General features: G+C 69.8%; 18 protein-coding genes. 10 read left to right on the forward strand and 8 right to left on the reverse strand.

Annotated features, from left to right (window positions below; all coding sequences use genetic code 11):
* Position 1 precedes the first annotated feature (1 nt).
* Complete coding sequence (locus VIL76_RS16415) at positions 2-1,654, reverse strand: M28 family metallopeptidase (RefSeq protein WP_332046108.1); 1,653 nt, start codon at positions 1,652-1,654, stop codon at positions 2-4.
* A 196-nt stretch (positions 1,655-1,850) separates the two neighbouring features.
* On the opposite strand from VIL76_RS16415, the gene VIL76_RS16420 reads away from it, so the two are divergent.
* The 4 genes from VIL76_RS16420 (at position 1,851) to VIL76_RS16435 (ending at position 8,448) form a co-directional block, all read left to right on the forward strand.
* A complete protein-coding gene (locus VIL76_RS16420) occupies positions 1,851-3,269 on the forward strand; it encodes a TolC family protein (protein WP_332046109.1) in 1,419 nt (472 codons plus the stop codon).
* Positions 3,270-3,274: 5 nt separating this feature from the next.
* Positions 3,275-4,357: an efflux RND transporter periplasmic adaptor subunit gene (locus VIL76_RS16425; RefSeq protein WP_332046110.1), complete on the forward strand. Its 1,083-nt coding sequence runs from the start codon at positions 3,275-3,277 to the stop codon at positions 4,355-4,357.
* Positions 4,354-7,482: an efflux RND transporter permease subunit gene (locus VIL76_RS16430; protein WP_332046111.1), complete on the forward strand. Its 3,129-nt coding sequence runs from the start codon at positions 4,354-4,356 to the stop codon at positions 7,480-7,482. The genes VIL76_RS16425 and VIL76_RS16430 overlap by 4 nt, the downstream gene beginning before the upstream one ends.
* Before the next feature lie 75 nt (positions 7,483-7,557).
* Positions 7,558-8,448: a hypothetical protein gene (locus VIL76_RS16435; RefSeq protein WP_332046112.1), complete on the forward strand. Its 891-nt coding sequence runs from the start codon at positions 7,558-7,560 to the stop codon at positions 8,446-8,448.
* Here VIL76_RS16435 and VIL76_RS16440 read toward each other — a convergent pair.
* On the reverse strand, positions 8,445-9,428 hold the full coding sequence (locus VIL76_RS16440; RefSeq protein WP_332046113.1) for a threonine/serine dehydratase: 984 nt from the start codon (positions 9,426-9,428) through the stop codon (positions 8,445-8,447). The two genes, VIL76_RS16435 and VIL76_RS16440, sit on opposite strands and share 4 nt — an antisense overlap.
* Positions 9,425-9,844, reverse strand: coding sequence for a VOC family protein (locus VIL76_RS16445; RefSeq protein ID WP_332046114.1), 420 nt, complete (start codon positions 9,842-9,844; stop codon positions 9,425-9,427). Before VIL76_RS16445 ends, VIL76_RS16440 begins: the two co-directional genes overlap by 4 nt.
* A 145-nt stretch (positions 9,845-9,989) precedes the next feature.
* Between VIL76_RS16445 and VIL76_RS16450 the strand changes: the two genes are divergently transcribed.
* Together VIL76_RS16450 and VIL76_RS16455 are read left to right on the forward strand one after the other, a co-directional pair.
* Positions 9,990-11,276 carry an adenylosuccinate synthase gene (locus tag VIL76_RS16450; protein WP_332046115.1) on the forward strand — a complete coding sequence of 429 codons (1,287 nt, stop codon included), beginning with the start codon at positions 9,990-9,992 and terminating at the stop codon, positions 11,274-11,276.
* 102 nt (positions 11,277-11,378) lie between these two features.
* Positions 11,379-12,215, forward strand: a complete 837-nt coding sequence (locus VIL76_RS16455) for a response regulator (protein WP_332046116.1) — start codon at positions 11,379-11,381, stop codon at positions 12,213-12,215.
* A 58-nt stretch (positions 12,216-12,273) separates the two neighbouring features.
* On the opposite strand, the gene rpoH is transcribed toward VIL76_RS16455, so the two are convergent.
* Positions 12,274-13,164, reverse strand: a complete 891-nt coding sequence (gene rpoH / locus VIL76_RS16460) for an RNA polymerase sigma factor RpoH (RefSeq protein WP_332046117.1) — start codon at positions 13,162-13,164, stop codon at positions 12,274-12,276.
* A 283-nt stretch (positions 13,165-13,447) separates the two neighbouring features.
* Here rpoH and VIL76_RS16465 point away from each other — a divergent pair, with 283 nt between their 5' ends.
* Both VIL76_RS16465 and VIL76_RS16470 read left to right on the forward strand, forming a co-directional pair.
* Positions 13,448-16,219, forward strand: coding sequence for a pitrilysin family protein (locus VIL76_RS16465; RefSeq protein WP_332046118.1), 2,772 nt, complete (start codon positions 13,448-13,450; stop codon positions 16,217-16,219).
* Between the two features lie 67 nt (positions 16,220-16,286).
* Positions 16,287-16,757, forward strand: coding sequence for a VOC family protein (locus VIL76_RS16470; RefSeq protein WP_332046119.1), 471 nt, complete (start codon positions 16,287-16,289; stop codon positions 16,755-16,757).
* Positions 16,758-16,790: 33 nt separating this feature from the next.
* Here the strand turns inward: VIL76_RS16470 and VIL76_RS16475 are convergent, their stop codons facing one another.
* Positions 16,791-17,783 carry an RluA family pseudouridine synthase gene (locus VIL76_RS16475; RefSeq protein ID WP_332046120.1) on the reverse strand — a complete coding sequence of 331 codons (993 nt, stop codon included), beginning with the start codon at positions 17,781-17,783 and terminating at the stop codon, positions 16,791-16,793.
* Positions 17,773-18,090 (reverse strand): ferritin family protein, encoded by a 318-nt coding sequence (locus VIL76_RS16480; protein WP_332046121.1) that lies wholly within the window; start codon positions 18,088-18,090, stop codon positions 17,773-17,775. The genes VIL76_RS16475 and VIL76_RS16480 overlap by 11 nt, the downstream gene beginning before the upstream one ends.
* 64 nt (positions 18,091-18,154) lie before the next feature.
* Between VIL76_RS16480 and VIL76_RS16485 the strand changes: the two genes are divergently transcribed.
* Complete coding sequence (locus VIL76_RS16485) at positions 18,155-19,855, forward strand: alkaline phosphatase D family protein (RefSeq protein ID WP_332046122.1); 1,701 nt, start codon at positions 18,155-18,157, stop codon at positions 19,853-19,855.
* On the opposite strand, the gene VIL76_RS16490 is transcribed toward VIL76_RS16485, so the two are convergent.
* A complete protein-coding gene (locus VIL76_RS16490; protein ID WP_332046123.1) occupies positions 19,800-20,426 on the reverse strand; it encodes a LysE family translocator in 627 nt (208 codons plus the stop codon). The genes VIL76_RS16485 and VIL76_RS16490 overlap by 56 nt on opposite strands.
* The gene (hisI, locus tag VIL76_RS16495; RefSeq protein ID WP_332046124.1) at positions 20,423-20,815 is read right to left on the reverse strand and encodes a phosphoribosyl-AMP cyclohydrolase; all 393 of its coding nucleotides are present in this window, start codon (positions 20,813-20,815) and stop codon (positions 20,423-20,425) included. Before hisI ends, VIL76_RS16490 begins: the two co-directional genes overlap by 4 nt.
* Positions 20,816-20,964: 149 nt before the next feature.
* Between hisI and VIL76_RS16500 the strand changes: the two genes are divergently transcribed.
* Positions 20,965-21,219 carry a GlsB/YeaQ/YmgE family stress response membrane protein gene (locus tag VIL76_RS16500; protein WP_332046125.1) on the forward strand — a complete coding sequence of 85 codons (255 nt, stop codon included), beginning with the start codon at positions 20,965-20,967 and terminating at the stop codon, positions 21,217-21,219.
* Positions 21,220-21,250: the final 31 nt, after the last annotated feature.

Here is a 21,250-nt window from a genome sequence, read left to right on the forward strand (position 1 = left end):
GCTACTTCCTTTGCGCCCTTGTCTTGTCGCGCTCGGCTTTGAACTCGGCGCCTGGCTTCCACTCCGGCCACGTCCGCGAATTGGCGAGCTTCCAGCCGAGGTCGTAGAACAGCTCCACCTCCTGCTTGAAGCCGGTGAAGTCCCAGTTGGGATCGTACTCGTCCGCCGCCTGGTGGTAGCGGTCGCGGATGTAGGCCGCCGCGGCGGCCTCGCCCGCCGTCTTGCCCCCCTTCACCAGGTCGTCGCCCGCGCCGAACGAGATGGCCGGCACCCCCTTCTTGGCGAACGGGAAGTGGTCCGAGCGGTAGAAGCTGCCGGCCTCAGGACGGGTGTCCGGGCTGAAGTAGAGACCCTTGGTTTTGGCCGCCGCGATCAGGTCGTCGCGCAGGGTCAGCGGCGCGTCGCCGGACATGCTGACGTCCTTGGTCGGGCCCACCACGTTCATGCCGTCCATGTTGAGCACGCCCACCGTCGTGGCCAGCGGATAGAGCGGGTTGGACGCGTAGTACTCCGATCCCAGCAGCCCCTTCTCCTCGGCGGTGACGGCCAGGAACACCACGCTGCGCTCAGGCCGCGGGCTCTTCACGAAGGCGCGGCCCAGCTCCAGCAAGGCGGCGGTGCCGGAAGCGTTGTCGACGGCGCCGTTGTAGATGCGGTCTCCCTTGGCGTCGGGCAGGCTGATGCCTTCGTGGTCCCAGTGCCCGGTGTAGAACACCCGCTCGTTCGGCCGGCTCTTGCCGCGGACCATGCCGACCACGTTCTTCGAGACCACCGTCTGGGCGTCGATGGCGTGGTCGGTGGAGAAGGTGACCCCCTTCAGCTCCAGCGGCCTGAAGGCGCGGGTCTGGGCCTGCTTCTTGGCCGCCTCGAAGTCGAGCCCGGCCTTGCGGAACAGGTCGACGGCGTTGTCGCGCTGGATCCAGCCCTCCAGCGGCGCGTGCGCCTCGCGCGGGTTCTTGCGGATGACGTCGAAAATCTCGTTGGTGTTGGAGTTCTTAACCGTCGCCCAGCCGTAGGACGCCGGCGCCGTCTCGTGGATCACCAGGAAGCCCACGGCGCCCTGCCGCGCGGCCTCCTCGAACTTGTAGGTCCAGCGGCCGTAGTAGGTCATCGCCTTGCCGCCGAAATCGCCCTGGCCGGTCTCGAAGTCCGGGTCGTTGACCAGCACCAGGGCGACCTTGCCCTTCAGGTCGTAGCCCTTGAAGTCGTCCCAGTTGCGTTCGGGCGCCGTCACCCCGTAGCCCACGAACACCACCGGCGCGTCCTTGATGGTCAGCCGGTTTCCGGAGACCTGCGAAGCGCGGATGGCGATCTGCTCGCCCTGGGTCCAGGTCTGGGTCTCCCCGCCGGCGCGCACCGTGGCGGTCACCGCGCCCTTGGTGACCGAGCGCGACAGCGGCACGTCCTGGGTCCAGGCCCGGGTCCCGCCCTTCAGGTCGCCGCCTGGCTCCAGGCCGGCGTTCTTCATCTGCTCGATCAGGTAGGCGACGGTTTTCTTCTCGCCGGCCGTGGCGGGGCCGCGCCCCTCGAATTCGTCGGACGACAGCACCTGGATGTCGCGGGCGATCCGGCCGACGTCGATAGCGGCGTCGGCGGCAAGGCTCGGCGAGGCCAGGATGCAGGCCACGGCGGCGCCGGGGAGAAGCTTTTTCATCACACTGCTCGAAGAAGGGGCGGAAACTGGCGCGAACCTATTCGTCCGGGGGTCGATCGGCTAGGCCGCGACGATTTTACGTTGTATCGGCCCTGTAATCCGGGGGACGCATTCCTATGTTGGAAGCGCCGCCGTGGGGGCGTCGCGGGCCGCGGCCGTCCCGAACCAGTCACAAACCGGAATTCCTGACGGAGCCATGCGCGCTTACCGGACACTCGCCGTCATCGCCACGGTGGCGCTGACCGCCTGCGCCAACCCGCGCAAGGCCGACGTCGGCATGCCCGCGGCATTCGAGGCGCCGCAGAGCCAGGCCCAGGTCGCGCTCGACCAGTGGTGGACGGCGTTCAACGACCCCCAGCTGACCACGCTTGTCGAGCAGGCGCTTGCGGCCAACACCGACGTGCGCACAGCCGCCGCCAGGCTGGAGGAGGTGCGCGCCCAGCGCACCAGCGTGCTCATGCAATTCCTGCCGCAGGGCGACCTCAATGCGCGCGGCTCGCGCACAGAGACGACCCAGCTCTCCGGCACACGCATCGACATCCCGGGCTTCTCCACCAGCGGGACCTCGGAGTCCTACGCCGCCAACTTCAACGTCGCCTGGGAGGTCGACCTGTTCGGCCGGGTGTTCGCCGCCGCCCGGGCCGGCAACGCCGACGTGGCCGCCACCCGCTACGCCTACGAAGGCGCCCGCGCTGCTATCGCCGCCCAGGTGGCCGACAGCTGGTTCCAGGCCCGTGGCCTCGCCATCCAACTCGCCGACGCCCGCGAAACCGTCCGCATCCGTCGCGACCTGTACCGGGTGGCTACGCGGCGCGCCGAGGTAGGCGTCGCCGCCACGTCCGACGCCGACCGCATCGCCGGAGACCTGGCCCAGGCCGAGGCCCAGGCCGCCCTTCTCGAGGCCGAGCTGCAGGCCCAGAAGCGCGCGTTGCTGATCCTCACCGGCCGGATGGTGGAGCCTACCGCCAACATCGACGCGCCGCCGGTCGTCGGCGCGCCGCCGGCCGTTCCCGCCACCCTGCCCAGCGAGCTCCTTGCCCGCCGCCCCGACGTCCGCGAGGCCGAACAGCGCGTGCGCGCGGCCGCCGGCCGGCAGGACATCGCCGGCCTCGCCTTCTTCCCGACGCTCACGCTCACCCCGGGCGTCGGCTGGTCCAAGCAGAGTCAGCCTGGCTTCGAGAGCGAGAGCCGCTCCTGGACGATCGGCGGCACGCTCACCCAGCCGATCCTGTCGATCCCGCGCCTCTTGGCCGACCTGAAGGTCCAGAACGCGCGCACCGAACAGGCCGTGCTAAATTACGAGAAGACCGTGCAGACCGCATTCGGCGAGGCCGAGGGGGCGCTCGTGCGCCTGGACGCCGACCGCCGCCGCGTCGCCCTGCTGACCGAGGGCGAGCGCCGCGCCGAGCGCGGCTACCGCGCTGCCCGCACCGGCTACCAGCGCGGCCTGATCGACCTGGAAAGCACGCTCACCGCCGAGCAGTCCTGGCGCGCCACCCGCGCCCAGCTCACCGCCGCCCAGGTGCAGGCGCTCCGCCGCGCCGTGCAGGCCTACCGCGCCATCGGCGGCGGCTGGCCGGGCGCCAACACCCAGACCTTCGCACAGGCGCGCTGAGGCATATGAGAGCAACGATCCTACCCATCCTCGTCGCCATCGGTGCGCTGGCGCTTTCCGCCTGCCATGGGGAGCCGCCGCCGAAGCGCGAGGCCGCGCAGGGCGCCCGCGCGGTCACCGTCGTGCGTCTCGAGGCCCGGCCGATCACCGGGTCCATCTCCGCGTCCGGCAATCTCATGCCCCGCGAGGAAGCTGCCGTAGCCCCGGAGGTCGCCGGCTTCCGCGTCGCGCGTGTGCTCGTCGACGAGGGCGCCTGGGTGCGCCGCGGGCAGACCCTCGTGCAGCTGGATTCCACCTTGCTACAGGCCCAGCTGGAGCAGGCCCGCGCCCAGGCCGCCCAGGCCGAGGACCAGGCGCGCCGCGTCGCTGGCCTCGACAACGAGGGCGTGCTCTCCCAGGAACAGATCGCCGCGCGCCGCTTCCAGGCCCAGGTGGCGCGCGCCAACCTGCGCGACGTCCAGGCCCGCATGCGCAAGATGGCCGTAGTGGCCCCGGTGTCCGGCCTGGTGCTGGAGCGCACGGTGCGGCCGGGCGACCTGTCCGCCGGCGGCGCCACGCCCTGGTTCCGCATCGCCCGCGAAGGGCAGATCGAGCTCGCCGCCCAGCTGTCGGAAGACGACCTAGCCCGCATCCGGCCGGGCCAGCACGCGACCGTCACCCTGCCGTCCGGCGGCGTGGCCGAGGGCGTGGTGCGCCTGGTTAGCCCGCAGATCGATCCGCAGAGCAAACTGGGCGAGGTTCGCCTGCTGTTGCCGGTGCGCGAGGACATCCGCGCGGGCGGGTTCGCCCGCGCCGTGTTCCAGGACGCCGGCGGCATGGGCCTGGCTGTGCCGGAGACCGCACTTCGCTACGACGCGGCGGGCGCCAGCTTGATGGTGATCGGACCCGATAACCGCGTGCGCCGTGCGCCTGTGCAGACCGGACAGCGGGGCGGCGGCTTCGTGCAGATCGTGCGCGGCCCGCCCGTCGGCTCGCTGGTGGTGCAGAACGCGGCGGCCTTCCTGCTGGACGGCGACCTCGTGAAGCCTACCCTCGCCGCCGGCGCCGCACCGGCCGCGAAGGCTGCCCCTGCGAAGGCTGCCCGATGAGCGAGCACGTCCCTCCGCAGCGCTTCCCGATCTCCGCCTGGGCGATCCGCAACCCGGTCCCGGTCGCCCTGCTGTTCCTCGGCCTGGTGATCGCCGGGCTGATTGCCTACTCGGGCCTGGCAGTCAAAGCGTTCCCGAACATCCAGTTTCCCGTCGTGGCGGTCACCGTCACCCAGTCGGGCGCCGCGCCTGGCGAGATGGAGACCCAGATCACCCGTCCGGTGGAGGACGCGATCGCCGGCATCACCGGCGTCGACAACGTGCAGTCGGTGGTCAGCCAGGGCGTCTCCACCACCTCGATCCAGTTCAACATGGGGGAGGACCTGCAGAAGAAGACCGACGAGGTCCGCGCCAAGATCAGCCAGACACGCCAGGTCCTGCCGCGCGACATCGACGAACCGACCGTAACCCAGGTCGAGATCGATAGCGCGTTCCCGATCATCACCTATGCGGTCGAGGCCCCGTCCATGTCGGACGAGGAGCTCTCCTGGTACGTCGACGACACCATCTCCCGCGAGCTGCAGACTGCCCGGGGCGTGGCCCAGGTCAGCCGTGTCGGCGGGACGGCGCGCGAGATCAACGTGGTTGTCGATCCGGTCCGCCTGGCCGCGCGCGGCCTGACCGCCGCGCAGGTGAACAACGCCCTGGTGGGCTTCCAGACCGACGCGCCGGGCGGGCGCATCGAGGTAGGCGGCCGCGAGCAGACCGTGCGCGTGCTGGGCTCGGTCGAGACCGTCGAGCAGCTGCGCGCGATGACCATCCCGACCGGCGGCGGCGGCTACGTCCGCCTGACCGACGTGGCCGAGATCGGCGACGGCGCGGCGGAGGCGCGCGGCTTCGCCCGCCTCAACGGCCGCCCGGTGGTCGGCTTCCAGGTCGCCAAGACCAAGGAGTCCTCGGACGTCGCCGTCGACGACGCGGTGAAGGCCAAGCTAGCAGCGATGGAGAAGGCCAACCCGCAGGTCCGCTTCACGCGGATTTTCGCCTCGGTAGACGAGACCCGCGCCAACTTCCGCGCCACGCAGCATGTGCTGCTGGAGGGCATGGTGCTCGCCGCCCTGGTGGTGCTGGTGTTCCTGCGCGACTGGCGGGCGACGGCGATCACGGTCCTCGCGATGCCGATCTCGCTGATTCCGACCTTCTTCATCATGAAGCTGGCCGGCTTCTCGCTGAACATGGTGACCCTGCTGGCGCTCACCCTGGTGATCGGCATCCTGGTCGACGACGCCATCGTCGAGATCGAGAATATCGAGAAGCGGGTGGTCCGCGGCATGCGGCCGTTCCAGGCCGCGCTGGAGGGCGCCGACGCCATCGGCCTGGCCGTCGTGGCGACCACCGCGGCGATTGTGGTGGTGTTCGCCCCGGTGAGCTTCATGCCGGGCATTCCCGGCCAGTTCTTCAAGGAGTTCGGGCTCACGGTCTGCGTGGCCGTGCTGTTCTCGCTGCTGGTGGCGCGCCTCGTGACGCCGCTGCTGGCGGCCTACTTCCTCAAGCCCACCACCAAGGCGCACCCGCGCAAGCCGTTCGAGGGCTTTTACCGCAACGCCCTGGAGTGGGCGCTGGCCCACCGGATCGTGGCGGCGTTCGCGGGCCTGGTGATGTTCGTGGCCTCGGTGGCCCTGATCCAGTTCCTGCCGCAGGGCTTCCAGCCGCCCGGGGATCCCGACTACGTCTACATCAACGTCCAGGGCCCGCCCGGCGCGACGCTGGAGGACATGGAGCGGGCGATCCAGCAGGCCACGAAGGTGATGACGGCCCAGCCGGAGGTCACCGACGTCTTCACCCAGGTGGGCTCCACGGTGGCGAACTTCGGGCCCGGCGGCGGCCCGGGCGCCAGCGACCTGCGCTCCGGCACCATCACCATCCTGATGACGCCGAACCGCACCGTCAGCGGCAACGAACTGAAGGATCGTGTGCGAGCCCAGATCGCCGCTATCCCCGACGTGCGGCTCAACTTCCTGGACTTCCAGGGCGCCGCGGGCTTCCAGCAGGTCCTGACCGGGGACAACCCCGAGGCGCTGCAGCAGGCGAGCCTGGAGCTTGAGCGCCAGATGCGGACGCTGAAGGAGGTCGCCGACCCAAGGCCCGCCAACCCGCCGGTCGGCCCCGAGGTGGTGATCCGTCCCAAGCCGGACGAGGCCGCACGCCTTGGCGTCTCGGTCGCCGCCATAGCCCAGGCGGCCCGCGTCGCCACGGTCGGCGACATCGAAGCCAACGTGCCGAAGCTGAACGAGGGCGAGCGCCGGATTCCGATCCGTATCCGCCTGCCCGAGACCGCGCGCGCCGACCTCGAGCAGATCAAGCAGCTGCGCCTGCCCACTGCGGGCGGCGGAGTCACGACCCTGGGCGCCGTCGCCGACGTCACCTTCCAGGCGGGCCCCGCCCGCATCGACCGGCTGAACCGCGAGCGCCAGATCACCATCCAGGCCGAGCTGGCCGACGGCGTCGAGCTGGGCGAGGCCACCAAGGCGGTGATGAACCTGCCGATCATGAAGAAGCTGCCGGCCGGCGTCCGTCCTGGCGCGGTGGGCGACGCCGAAGCCATGGCCGAGATGTTCGGCGGGTTCGTGGTGGCCTTCGCCACCGCCATCTTCCTGATGTACGCGGTGCTGGTCCTGCTCTTCCAGAGCTTCTTCAAGCCCATCGTCATCCTGGCCGCCCTGCCGCTGGCGGTGGGCGGGGCGTTCATCGGCCTGCTGATGTTCAACCTGTCGCTGTCCATCCCCTCGCTGATCGGCTTCCTGATGCTGATGGGTCTGGCGGCGAAGAACTCCATCCTGCTGGTCGAGTACGCCATCGAGCGTGAGCGCGAGGGCATGAGCCAGCACGACGCCCTGATCGAGGCCTGCCGCGAGCGCGCCCGGCCGATCATCATGACCTCGCTGGCCATGATGGCGGGCATGCTCCCTACGGCGTTCGCTCTCGAAAAGGGCGCGGAGTTCCGCCAGCCCATGGCGGTGGCGGTGATCGGGGGGCTGATCACCTCGACCCTGCTGTCGCTGGTCCTGGTGCCGGTGGTCTACCGCTTCGTCGACGACTTCGAGACCTGGCTCAGGCCGAAGCTGGCGCGCATGGTCACGCCGGTCGACGCCCCCGGTCGCATGGCCCCCGAGGATCGCCTCTAGGGCAAGCGCCACTATTCAAGCTTGCGTTTCGGCGCCTATCCTCACCCTGGGGAAGGAACGGGGGGGGAGGCCGCCATGGCCGGCATTTCGGGGTCGCAGGCGTTCGGCTCGGGCTTCCGGCTGCTGGGCCGCGAGCCGCTGGCGGTGCTGGCGTGGACGCTGGCCTACTTCATCCTGGGGGTGATGCCGCAACTGGGCATGTACGCCGCCGTCCTGCCGGACCTGCTGCAGATCATGGGCGGCGCGAAGGATGGGTCCGACCCGACCATGGCCGACATGATGGCGCTGAACGCCAAGATGCCGATGCTGCAGCTGGTCTCAATGCTGGCCTCGCTGGTCAGCTCCTCGGTGCTGCTGGGCGCCGTCTACCGCGCGGTGCTGGAGCCGGAGAACCGCCGCTTCCTGTACCTGCGGCTGGGGGTCCAGGAGCTTTGGATCGGGCTCAGCCTGGTGGTGATCTACGTGCTGATGGTCCTGGCCCTCCTGGTTGCGGCAATCCCGGTGGCGATCGTCGCCTTCATCGCACGCAGCGCCGGCGGGGGCATGGCCCTGGTGCTGGTGGGGCTTCTGGTCCTCGCCCTGTTCGGCTGGCTGGCCATCCGGCTGTCGCTGGCGACGCCGATGGCCTTCACCCGTCGCACCTTCGTGGTCTTCGAGTCCTGGGGCCGCACCCAGGGCCACGCGCTGAAGATCTTCCTCGTCTACCTGGCGCTGTTCGCCCTGATCGCGGCCGTGGAGCTGGCGCTCGCCCTCTCGGTGCGGGGCGTACTGAAGTCGGCCGTGGCGTCGGGCGCCATGGAGGGATTCTTCGCCGATCCCATGGCGGCGCTCGCCGATGCCTGGCCCATGGTCGCCGCGATCGTAGCGGCCGGCTCGGCCCTCGGCGTGATCATCATGGTGCTGCTGGCCGCGCCGTTGGCCGACATCCACCGCCAGCTGCCGGCGGAGGACCAGCCGGTCGTCTAGATCGCGCCGCGGACCACGCGGCCGAACAGGTCCGGATCGACGTTGCCGCCGGAGAGCACGAGCCCGACGCTCGAGCCGCCGAAGGTGTTGACCTTGCCGGCGAGCAGGGCGGCGAGCCCCACGCTGCCCCCCGGCTCCACCACCAGCTTCAGGGTGGCGAACGCGTAGCGCATCGCCTCGGCCACCTCGGCGTCGGTGACGGTCGCCACGTCCGCCACGTGCTTCTGCATGATCGGGAAGGTGATCTCGCCGGGGAACGGGCTCTCCAGCGCGTCGCAGAGCGAGCGACCGGATGGCTTCACGGTGACCCGCTCGCCCTTCTGCAGGGATTGCAGGGTGTCGTCGAACCCCGCAGGCTCGACGCCGACGATGGCGGTGTCGGGCGACAGCGCCTTCACCGCCGTCGCGATGCCGCTGATCAGGCCGCCGCCACTGATCGGCGCCACCACGCAGCCGAGCTCGACGCCGAGGGCTTCTGCCTGGCGCACCAGCTCGAGGCCCACGGTGCCCTGGCCCGCGATGATGTGGGGATCGTCGAAAGCGGGCACGACCACCGCGCCGCGCTCAGACGCGAGCTCGGCGGCGATCGCCTCCCGGGTCCTGCCGGTCAGGCGGTTATAGAAGCGAACCTCGGCGCCATAGCCCTTGGTCGCCTCGACCTTCACCGAGGGGGCGTCATCGGGCATCACGATCACCGCCGGGATGCCCAGCAGCCGGGCGGCGAGCGCGACGCCCTGCGCATGGTTGCCGGAAGAGAAGGCCACAACGCCCCGCGTGCGCTCCTCCGCGGAGAGCTGGACCAGGCGGTTGTAAGCGCCTCGGAACTTGAAGGCGCCGACCCGCTGCAAGGTCTCGGGCTTGATCAGCACCCGCAGGCCCACCTGCTCGTTCAGGGCCGGGCTCTCGATCAGCGGCGTCTCGACGGCGTTGTTGGAGAGCCGGCGCGCCGCGGCCTCGATGTCTTCGAAGGTCACGCTCATGTGGCGAACACCATAGCGTCGTCGGCGAAAGCCTTGAACTCGAGGGCGTTGCCGGAGGGGTCGAGGAAGAACATCGTCGCCTGCTCGCCTGGCTGACCCTTGAAGCGCACCTGGGGCTCGATGACGAAGCGCGTCCCGACAGCCTTCAGCTTCTGCGCCAGGGCCTCCCACTGCTCCAGAGTGAGGATGACGCCGAAGTGGCGGACCGGCACCTCCTCTCCGTCCACCGCATTGGTCGCGCGGTGGCTGATCTCGTCCGGCGCCAGGTGGGCGACGATCTGGTGGCCGTGGAAATCGAAGTCGATCCACTCCTCGCTCGAGCGGCCCTCTGGGCAGCCGAGCACGCCGCCGTAGAAAGCGCGGGCCTCGGCGAGGTCGCGCACGGGGAAAGCCAGGTGGAAGCGCGGGATGTCCATGTGTCGCCTGATAGCCGCCGCTTGGGTTGAACGCGAGGCCCCGGTGGTCTAAACGGCCGCCGACATCGATCTAAAGTCCCCGCGCCGAGCACCTGTCGAAGGGCGCTGCGGGACTCCACCCGGGCAGGTCGGGGGATCGTATCCAATGGCCAATGTGACGGTGATCGGCGCCCAGTGGGGCGACGAGGGCAAGGGCAAGCTCGTCGACTGGCTGTCCAACCGCGCCGACGTGGTGGTGCGCTTCCAGGGCGGGCACAACGCCGGCCACACGCTGGTGGTGGGCGAGCAGGTCTACAAGCTGTCCCTGCTCCCGTCGGGGGTGGTGCAGGGCAAGCTGTCGGTGATCGGCAACGGCGTCGTCGTCGACCCCTGGCACCTGCTCTCCGAGATCGAGAAGATAGGCGGCCAGGGGATCGAGATCGGGCCCGACCTGCTGGTGCTGGCCGACAACGCCTGCCTCATCCTGCCGCTGCACCGCGACCTGGACCAGGCGCGCGAGGCCGCCGCCCTGAACAAGATCGGCACCACCGGGCGCGGCATCGGCCCGGCCTACGAGGACAAGGTCGGCCGCCGCGCCATCCGCGTGGGCGACCTCGCGGACCGCGAGGCCCTGGAGGTCAAGATCGACCGCCTGCTGGCGCACCACACCCCGCTGCGCCGCGGCCTCGGCCTGCCCGAGTACGACGGCGAGGCCCTCCTCTCCGAGCTGGAGGCGCTCGCGCCGAGGATCCTGCCGTTCGCCAAGCCGGCCTGGCTGCTGGTCAACGAGATCGTCAAGTCCGGCAAGCGGGTGCTATTCGAAGGCGCCCAGGGGGCGCTGCTCGACGTCGACCACGGCACCTACCCTTACGTGACCTCGTCGAACACGGTGGCGGGACAGGCGGCCGCCGGCTCCGGCCTAGGGCCGCGGGGGGCGGGCTTCGTCCTCGGCATCGTGAAGGCCTACACCACCCGCGTCGGCGAGGGTCCGTTCCCCACGGAGCTCTTCGACGAGGTCGGCCAGCATCTGGGCACGGTGGGCAAGGAGTTCGGCACGGTCACCGGCCGCTCGCGGCGCTGCGGCTGGTTCGACGCCGCCCTGGTGCGCCAGTCGGTGGCGCTGAACGGCATCACCGGCATCGCGCTCACCAAGCTCGACATCCTCGACGGCCTTCCGTCCTTGAAGATCTGCACCGGCTATCGCCTTGGCGACCAGGTCTTCACCTACCTGCCGGCCGGCCTGAAGGCGCAGCGCAGCCTCGAGCCGATCTACGAGGAGATGGAGGGTTGGGCGGAAACCACCCACGGCGCCCGCAGCTTCCGGGACCTGCCCGCCAACGCCGTCAAGTACGTCCGCCGCATCGAGGAGCTGATCGGGGCGCAGGTGGCGCTGCTCTCCACCAGCCCGCAGCGGGACGACACGATCCTGATGCGCGATCCGTTCCAGGACTGAGCCCAGGTCCCCATTCTGGGGAAACCGCGCCGCACAACCGCGGAGCGTCAAGCCGATCTTTACACCTGGTACGGCATAGCTTGCCGCGACCGGGGGCAGAACGTGTTCGGCAATTTCTCACGCAACGACGACGCGAAGACGATCGCGCACATGGCGCCCATGCTGAAGCGGGTGCTGGTCGTCGACCCGCAGCCGACAAGCGCCAATGTGATCGCCGAGCACATGCGCACAGTGTCGAAACCCGACGTGTGGGTCGCGCCGACCACCGATAAGGGCCTGAAGCAGGCCGACAAGGTGAAGCCGGACATCATTTTCGTGGAGCTGGCGGGCGAGAAGGTCGACGGCGTCGATTTCACTCGCCGCCTGCGCCGCTCCAGCTTCGCCTGCCGCAAGGCGCCGGTGATCCTGGTGACCAGCCAGGCGACGGCGGCCGCGATCCTGGCCGCCCGCGACGCCGGGGTGCACGAGTTCCTGCGCCGGCCCTTCACCATCAAGGACCTGCTCAAGCGCCTGGAGGCGGTGACGCTGAACGGCCGCGACTGGATCGAGGCCGTGGGCTACGTCGGTCCAGACCGCCGCCGGTTCAACTCGGGCGACTACTCCGGGCCGCTGAAGCGCCAGACCGACACCCAGGCCACGCCGGAAGAGGCGCGCGTCGCCCAGGCCCTGAAGATCCTGCGGTCGGCCCTGCTGGCGGTGGAGTCCGACCGCATGCAGGCCATCCGGGCCCTGCAGGCCCAGACGCTCGAGCTGGAAGAGGCCGCCAAGGCCATGGCCGACGAGAAGCTGCTCGCCGCCACCACCAGCTTCCACCACTACCTCTTCGAGGCCGCCAACTCGAACCTGCCGCTGGTCCGGGTCGAGGTCGAGCGCCGGGCCGTCCCGCTCCTGGCCTACATGCCCGCCGACTACGACGAGCGCCGGGTCGTCCGGGTCTAGGGGCAAAAAGAAAGGGAGGCCGAAGCCTCCCTAGATAATCGTCCAGTTCGACGCCGGCCTAAGCGTCCGCCATCAGGTTCCGCTCTTCGGCCGCGGCCCGCATAGCCTTCTGCAGCTTCTCGAAGGCGCGAACCTCGATCTGGCGCACGCGCTCGCGGCTGACGCCGTACTGCGAGGCGAGCTCTTCCAGCGTGGTCGGTTCGTCCTTCAGCCGCCGCTCGGTGAGGATGTGGCGCTCGCGGTCGGTCAGCTCCGTCATCGCCTCTTCGAGGAGGCTCATGCGGATCGACTTCTCCTGGGTCTCGGCGACCATGGTCTCCTGGGAGGGCGTGGTGTCGTCCACCAGCCAGTCCTGCCATTCGCTCTCGCTGTCCGCGCGCAGCGGCGAGTTCAGCGAGGCGTCCCCGCCGGACAGCCGGCGGTTCATGGAGATCACTTCCTCGTCCAGCACGCCCAGCTTGGTGGCGATCTGGCTCACCTGGTCCGGGCGCAGGTCGCCTTCCTGCAGGGCAGCGATCTCGGACTTGGCCTTCCGCAGGTTGAAGAACAGCTTCTTCTGCGCCGCGGTGGTGCCCATCTTCACGAGCGACCACGAGCGCAGGATATATTCCTGGATGGACGCCCGGATCCACCACATGGCGTAGGTGGCCAGCCGGAAGCCCTTGTCAGGATCGAACTTCTTCACCGCCTGCATCAGGCCGACGTTGCCCTCGGAGATCACCTCGCCGATCGGCAGGCCGTAGCCGCGGTAGCCCATGGCGATCTTGGCCACCAGGCGCAGGTGGCTGGTGACCAGGCGGTGGGCGGCTTCGGGGTCCTGGTGCTCCTGCCACGCCTTGGCGAGCATGAACTCCTCGTCCTTGGCCAGCATCGGGAACTTGCGGATTTCAGAAAGGTACCGGCTGAGGCCGCCTTCCGGCGACATCACGGCAAGCGACGTTGCGGCCATGGTCTTATCCCCTCGTTTTGTCGCGGACTTTTCGGGCCACGGCGCCACCACGCGCAAAGACCATCCGCCCCTCCAACCATTCAGATATGTACGAGGTTGCGGTGAAGCTAGGGCCGTGGGAGGCGGCCCGAAAGTCCGACTGCTCTAGTCGGGTTTTTTACGCCCCGAACTTGGCGCCTTCAAGGCAGGGTTTCTCACGAAGGTTGTTAGTGGAGCTTGCAGCCTGCCCGCCCCCGTGGCCAAGCTTCAGCCAAGAGTTGTGCAAGTCCCAGGGGGATCTTCCGTGTTCCGACCCGTCGTTTTGGCAGCCTGCGCCGCCGTGCTCGCCCTTTCGCCTGCCGCCGCCCAGCCGGCGAGGAAGGCGGCGCCCAAGCCGCCGGCGGCCTCGCCGCTCGCGGCCCTCAAGGTGGACGTCCCCTACCAGAAGTTCGTCCTGAAGAACGGTCTGACCCTGATCGTCCACGAGGACCACAAGGCCCCGATCGTGGCGGTGAACATCTGGTACCACGTGGGCTCCAAGAACGAGCCGCGCGGCCGCTCCGGCTTCGCCCACCTGTTCGAGCACCTGATGTTCAACGGCTCGGAGAACTTCAACGACGACTTCTTCAAGGCGACCCAGAAGCTGGGCGCCACGGACCTCAACGGAACCACCAACATCGACCGCACGAACTACTTCCAGAACGTGCCGAAGGAGGCGCTGGACTCGATCCTGTGGCTGGAATCCGACCGGATGGGCCACCTGCTGGGCGCCATCAGCCAAGCCCGCCTCGATGAGCAGCGCGGCGTCGTCCAGAACGAGAAGCGCCAGGGCGAGAACCAGCCCTACGGCAAGGCCTACGAGCGCATCGTCAAGGCGACCTATCCGGAGGAGCATCCCTACGGCCACACGGTGATCGGCTCGATGGAGGACCTGGACGCGGCCAAACTCGACGACGTGCGCGAGTGGTTCCGCACCTACTACGGCCCGTCCAATGCGGTGATCGTGGTGGCGGGCGACGTCACCCCGGCCGAGGCCCGCGCCAAGGTCGAGAAGTACTTCGGCGACATCCCGCCGGGACCGCCGGTCTCGCACCCCAAGGCCTGGGTCGCCAAGCGCACCGGCCACCAGAAGGAGGTCATGGAGGACCGGGTCGCCCAGCCCCGGCTGTACAAGGTCTGGAACGTGCCGGAATACGGCCACCTCGACGGCTTCGCACTCGACGCTTTTGCAGACACCCTGGCGGGCGACAAGACCTCGCGGCTCACCCGCCGGCTGGTCTACGACGAGCAGCTCGCCACCGACGTTTCGGTCAGCAACGACCAGAGCGAGATCGCAGGCCAGTTCTACGTGGTGGTCACCGCCAAGCCCGGCGTCGACCTCGACCGGATCGAGCGGATCGTCGACCAGGAGATGTCCAAGCTGACCGCCACCGGCCCGACGCAGGCCGAGCTCTCCAAGACGCAGGTGCGCATCACGGCCAACATGGTGCGCGGCCTGGAGCGGGTCGGCGGCTTCGGCGGCAAGTCCGACCTGCTGGCCCAGCACCAAGTCTATCTCGGCTCGCCTGACGCCTGGAAGACGTGGCTCGAGGGGGTGAAGTCCGTCACCGCGGCTGACGTCCGCGCCAAGGCGCGCCAGTGGCTGACCGACGGCTCCTATTCGCTGCATGTCGTGCCGTTCCCGACCTACGCCGCCACCGCGGCGGGCGCCGACCGCAAGACCATGCCGACACCCGGGGCGGCGGCCGCCGCACGGTTCCCGAAGTTCGAGCGCGCCACGCTTTCCAACGGCCTGAAGGTCGTGCTGGTCGAACGCCACGAGCTGCCGACGATCCAGATGCAGCTGGTGACCAATACCGGCTACGGCCCCGACTGGGCCTCCACCAAGCCGGGGGTCGCGGCGCTGGCCATGCGCGTCCTCGACGAAGGGACCACCACCCGCGACGGCATGGTGCTGGCCGACGACCTGGAGCGGCTGGGCGCTTCTATCGGGGCAGGCGGCGGCGGGGAGCTGTCGTTCGTGAGCCTCAGCGCGCTCACCCCGACGCTCAGGCCGGCGCTCGCCATCTTCACCGACGTGATCCAGAATCCCGCCTTCCGCGAGGCCGACTTCGAGCGGGAAAAGGCCCGCCAGATTGCTGCGATCCAGAGCGCCAAGCGCCAGCCGGAGGCGATCGCCGGCCGGGTGCTGTCGCCGCTGCTCTACGGCGCCAGCCACCCCTACGGCCGCATCCAGACTGAGGCCGCCGTCCAGTCGATCAGTCGCGAGGACCTGGTGCGCTTCCACCGCGACTGGTTCCGCCCCGACGGATCGACCCTGATCGTGGTCGGCGACCTGACGATGGCGCAGCTCAGGCCCCAGCTGGAGACGGCGTTCGCCAACTGGAAGCCGGGCGCGCCGCAGCGCATCGAAATCCCCCGCCCGGCGAGACCGCCGCGGCCGGCGCTCTACCTGGTGGATCAGCCCGGCGCCCTGCAGTCGGTCATCGCCGCGGCCGGCGTGGTCCCACCGCGCAACGCACGCGACGAGATCGGCATCGAGGCCTTCAACAACGTGCTGGGCGGCGGGTTCGTCAGCCGGCTCAACCTGAACCTGCGGGAGGACAAGCACTGGTCCTACGGCGCCTCGTCCTACGTGGGCGGCGGCCGCGGGCCCCGGCAGTTCGTCGCCCAGGCGCCCGTGCAGACCGATAAGACCCGCGAGTCGCTCCTGGAGATGCAGAAGGAGCTGCGCGACGTCCTGAAGGACCGGCAGATCACCCCGGCCGAGATCGCCGCCGCGCGCGAGAACCTGGCGCTTCGGCTCTCCGGCCGCTGGGAAACCGCCGGCGCGGTCGGGGGAAGCCTGACCGACCTGGTGCTGTACGACCTGCCGGAGGACTACTTCTCGACCTACGCCGACAAGATCCGGGCGATCGACCAGGCCCAGGCCACCGCCGCCGGCTCCCTGCTCATCCCTGACCAGAACCTGATCTGGGTGGTGGTGGGCGACCGGGCCAAGATCGAGGCCGGCCTGCGCTCGCTCGACCTGGGGCCCATCCAGGTGATCGACGCCGACGGCAAGCCGGTGTCGTGACGAAATCGGCGCGGGTGTCGGGATTGCCGGCGCGCGCACGTCCTAGGGGGGATCGAAGGAGGACGTCATGCCCAACATCACCCCGTGCCTGTGGTTCGACCGCGAAGCGGAAGACGCCGCCAAGCTGTACGTGTCGCTGTTCCCCAATTCGAAGATCACTAAGGTCTCGCGCTATCCCGAGGGCCTGCCGGGCGACCGCGCCGGCCAGGTGCTGACCGTGGAGTTCGAGCTCGACGGCAAGACCTTCACCGGCCTCAACGGCGGGCCGCAGTTCCCGCACAGCGAGGCGATCTCGTTCCAGATCTACGTCAAGGACCAGGCCGAGCTCGACCACTACTGGGACGGCCTGATCGCCGGCCGCGGCGAGGAGAGCCGGTGCGGCTGGCTGAAGGACCGCTTCGGTGTCTCCTGGCAGGTCGTGCCGGAGAAGCTGGCCGCCTGGATGACCAATCCGCAGACCGCCGGCCGGGTCTCTGCGGCCTTCATGCCGATGAAGCGCCTGGATCTCGCCGTTCTCGAGAAGGCCGCGGCAGGGTAGGCCCGCTTTTCCCTCCTCAACTTGGGAGGGAAATCAGATCCGCTCCAACAATGCCTCAAGCCCGGCCATGTCCCCCGGCAGTGGGCTCTCGAAGCGGACCGGCTCGCCGGTCACCGGGTGGCGGAAGCCCAGCACCGCCGCGTGCAGCGCCTGGCGGGACAGCCCCGCCTCCCGGATAGCGGCGCGGACCTTCTCGGCCGGAGGACCGGAGCCGTAGACCGGGTCCCCCAGGCAGGGCGTGCCCTTGGACGCCAGGTGCACGCGGATCTGGTGCGTGCGGCCGGTCTCCAGGCGACAGGCGACGCGGGCGGCGACCGGCTTCTCCTGCGGTCCGAACGACCGCTCCGTCCGGTAGTGGGTGACCGCGTGCCGCCCGCCGGTCTTCACCATGGCCATTTTCTTGCGGTCGTGGGTCGAGCGGGCGAGCGAGCCCTCCACCGTCCCCTTGGCCGGATAGGGAGCCCCGCGGGTCAGCGCGATGTAGGTCCGCTCGATGTCGTGGGCGGCGAACAGGGCCGAGAGGCCCTGGTGGGCGGCGTCGCTCTTGGCCGCCACCATGACGCCGGAGGTCTCCTTATCGATCCGGTGGACGATCCCCGGCCGCGCCACTCCGCCGATGCCGGAGAGGCTCGCGCCGCAGTGGTGCAGCAGGGCGTTCACCAGCGTGCCCCGCTCGCTGCCGGGCGCCGGGTGCACCGCCATCCCGGCCGGCTTGTCCACCACGATCAGGTGCTCGTCCTCGTAGAGCACCGTCAGCGGGATGGCTTCAGGCTCGGGCTCGGCCGCTGCCGGCGGCGGGACGTCCAGGCGGTAGTCGCCCGCCAGCGCCCTGCCGGAGGGGTCGCCCACCGGCGCCCCGTCACGGCTGACCCGCCCCTGGGCGATCAGCGCCTGGATGCGTCCGCGCGAGAGCTCCGGCAGCGCCTCGGCCAGGGCCTTGTCGATCCGACCCGCGGGATCGGCAAGCGTCACGAGGCGGACGTCGCCCGCCTCCTCCGGGCCCTCGTCTTCGGCCTCAGAGGCCATGCTTCTCCGCGGACTCTTCCTCGTGGCCGGCGATGGAGCCTTCCGAGAAGATGAACTCCCGAAACTGGGCGTCCACGTCGGTGTCGTTCCGGCGCAGCCATTCGAGGGTCATCGCGGCATGCTCGATCTCCTCGCGGGCATTGTGCAGCAGGATCTCGCGCAGTTCCGGGTCGTCGCAGTCGTCGGCCCGCTGCCGGTACCAGTCCACGGCCTCCAGCTCCTCGATGATCGAGGTGATGGCGTAGTGCTTGTTCAGCGTCTCGCGCTTCAGCTTCTCGCGCGGGACGTGGAGGCCTTCCTTCGACATCGGGTGTCATGCTCCTGTGGTACTGTGCGTCCTAATACACCGCGGGACGGCGGGGGGAACGGCCATGAAGATCGATCGGCGCAGGGCGCTGGCCTTGCTGGGCGTCGGCGCGGCGAGCCCGGCGGCGGCTCAGCCTAACAGCGAGCGCGCAGTCGCGTTCCGCCATGGGGTGGCGTCCGGCGACCCCCTCCAGGACCGGGTGGTGATCTGGACGCGCTTCAGCCCGGACCGTGCGGGCGCACCACTGGAATACACCTGGATCGTCCGGCCCCTCGACGGCCGCGGGAGTGAGCGGCGCGGACGCGGGGTCACCGGGCCGGAGCGGGACTACACCGCCAAGGTCGACGTCACGGGGCTGCAGCCGGGCCGGGCCTATGGCTACCAGTTCGCGGCCGGCGGCATCAGCTCGCCGGTGGGCCGCACGCGGACCCTGCCGGTCGGGCCGACGCCGGACGTGGTCCTGGCCGTCGCCTCCTGCACGCTCTATCCGAACGGCTACTTCAACGCCTACCGCGCCATCGCCGACCTGCCGCGCGTCGACGCCGTGCTGCACCTGGGCGATTACATCTACGAGTACGGCGGACCCGGATCCTACGGGATGGACTCCCCGGTGGCGTCCGAGCGGCCGCACGACCCGCCTCGCGAGATCGTCAGCCTGGACGACTACCGCCGCCGCCACGCCCAGTACAAATCCGATCCGGACCTGCAGGCGGCGCACGCCCGCGCGCCCTGGATCGTCGCCTGGGACGACCACGAGACCGCCAACAACAGCTGGGAGCACGGGGCGGAGAACCACACCCCGCGCACGGAGGGCGACTGGGAAGGGCGCAAGGCCGCGGCCCTGAAGGCCTATTACGAGTGGATGCCGATCCGCGAGCCCCGGCCGCGGCAGTCTCTGATCGAGGCTTCCGAGCGGGCCTTCCACTTCGGCGACCTGGCCAGCCTGATCATGATCGAGACCCGCATCGGCGCCCGCGACCTGCAGCTGGAGTACGAGAAGGACATGCCGGAGGTGAACGGACAGCCGGACGTCGCCGGCTTCCGCGCCAAGCTCAACGACCCCCGCCGGCGGATGATGAGCGCGCGGCAGGAGGTTTGGGTCGCCGACGAGCTGTCACGCTCGGTACGCGCCGGCCATGCCTGGCAGGTGATCGGCAACCAGGTGGTCATGGGGCGGGTGCTGCCGTTCGGCTACGCCGACCTGACCCCGGGCGAGCAGGCCGGCCTCACCGAGCGCGCGAAGCGCCGGCTGCAGCAGCGCGACCCGCTGGCGAAGCTGAAGCTGCCGGTCGCCCTCGACATGTGGGACGGCTACCCCGTGGACCGCGAGCGGCTCTACGGCCTCTTCCGCCGCGCCGGCGCCCGGCCGGTCGTGCTCAGCGGCGACAGCCACTCCTTCTGGGCCAACGAGCTGTTCGACGACGCCGGCCGCCGCGTCGCCTGCGAGTTCGGCACGACGGGGATCACCAGCCCGGGCGCAGGCGAGCTGGCGCCCGGCGTCGACACCGGGACCCTGGTGGCGCGCATCAACAACGAGGTCCTCTACAACAACCAGGTCGACAAGGGTTTCGTGCTGCTGACGCTCACCCGAGGCGCCGCGCGCGCAGACATGATCGCCACCCCGATCGAGACCCGGCAGTTCAGGGCGCGCACGGTGAAGAGCTTCCGGGTGACGCCTCAGGGCGCGGGCGTCTCGCCCACGCTCGACCTCACCGCGGCTCGAGCGCCAGCCGCAGGCCAAAGGCGACGAAGACGCCGCCGGTGAGCCGGTCGAGCCAGCGGACGACGGCGGCCTTCTGAAGCGCCCCCGCGATCGGCCGGGTCGCGGCGATCAGGGTCGCGAACCAGACGAGGCCCATCAGGGCGTGGATCGCCGCCAGCAGGAAGATGAACGGCGCGGCCGGCGCGCCGGCGGGCAGGAACTGCGGCAGGAACGACACGTAGAAGACCCCGACTTTGGGGTTCAGCAGGTTGGTGAGCAGACCCCGCTGCATCCAGGCGAAGTCGCCGCCGTCCGGCCGCGCGGCGGCCGAGAGCTCGAACCGCTCCCGCGGCCTGACGATCAGGCTGAGCCCCAGCCAGACGAGGTAGGCCGCCCCGGCCCACTTGAGGACCTCGAACGCCAGGGTCGAGGCCTGCAGCAAGGCGCCGAGCCCCAGGGCCACCGCCGCGCCCCACGCCAGGCAGCCCAGCACGATCCCGAACCCCGCCAACGCCGCCCGCTTCGCCCCCTCCACGGCGGCGGTCCGCAACACCAGCGCCGTGTCGAGGCCGGGCGTGATCGTCAGCAGGGCTGCCGCGACGCCGAACGCCAGCAGCGCCTGCAGGACGCTCATGGCCGGTCCACCAGCTTGCCGTCCTCCACCAACCGATAGAAGCACGACGGCGCGCCGGTGTGACACGCCCCCCCGTCACCCTGCGGCCGGACCTTCAGCCATACGGCGTCCTGATCGCAGTCGATGCGGACTTCGGCGACTTTCTGCACCTGGCCGCTGGTGGCGCCCTTGTGCCAGAGCTCCTGCCGCGAGCGGCTGAAGTAGTGCGCCTCTCCGGTCTCCAGAGTCTTCGAGAGCGCCTCTGCGTTCATCCAGGCGAACATCAGCACCTCGCCGCTGTCGGCGTGCGTCGCCACCGCAGCAATCAGCCCGTTGGCGTCGAAGCGGGGGGCGAGCGTTTGGCCATGCTCCAGGGCCTCCTTTGAGGCGGCGGTGGGGAATTGGGTCATGGCCGCCATATGGCCCGCGGTTCGCGAGGTTCTCAAGGCGGAGCCTCGGACGCTTCGGATTTGGTCAAATGTGAACCGTGGCGCGTTGTTGATCCAGACGGGGATCGGTTCTCGTCCGCGACGGCGCAAAGCCGTTCCAGGAGATCAAGATGTCCGTGGAAACCCTGCTTATCTGGCTTCTCGTAGGGGCGATCGCCGGCTGGCTCGCCGGGGTGATCGTGAAGGGCTATGGCTTCGGCCTGCTCGGCAACATCGTCGTCGGGATCGTCGGCGCCTTCATCGGCGGCTGGCTGTTCGGCCAGTTCGGCGTCTCGATGGGCGCCGGCATCGTGGGCTCGATCATCGGCGCCACGGTGGGCGCCGTGATCCTGCTGCTGCTTCTCAGGCTTGTGCGAAGGGCCTGACGCGGCTCAGGGCTCCGGCGGCCTAGCCGCC

It is taken from the genome of Phenylobacterium sp. (genome assembly GCF_036563285.1).
GTDB lineage: Bacteria > Pseudomonadota > Alphaproteobacteria > Caulobacterales > Caulobacteraceae > Phenylobacterium.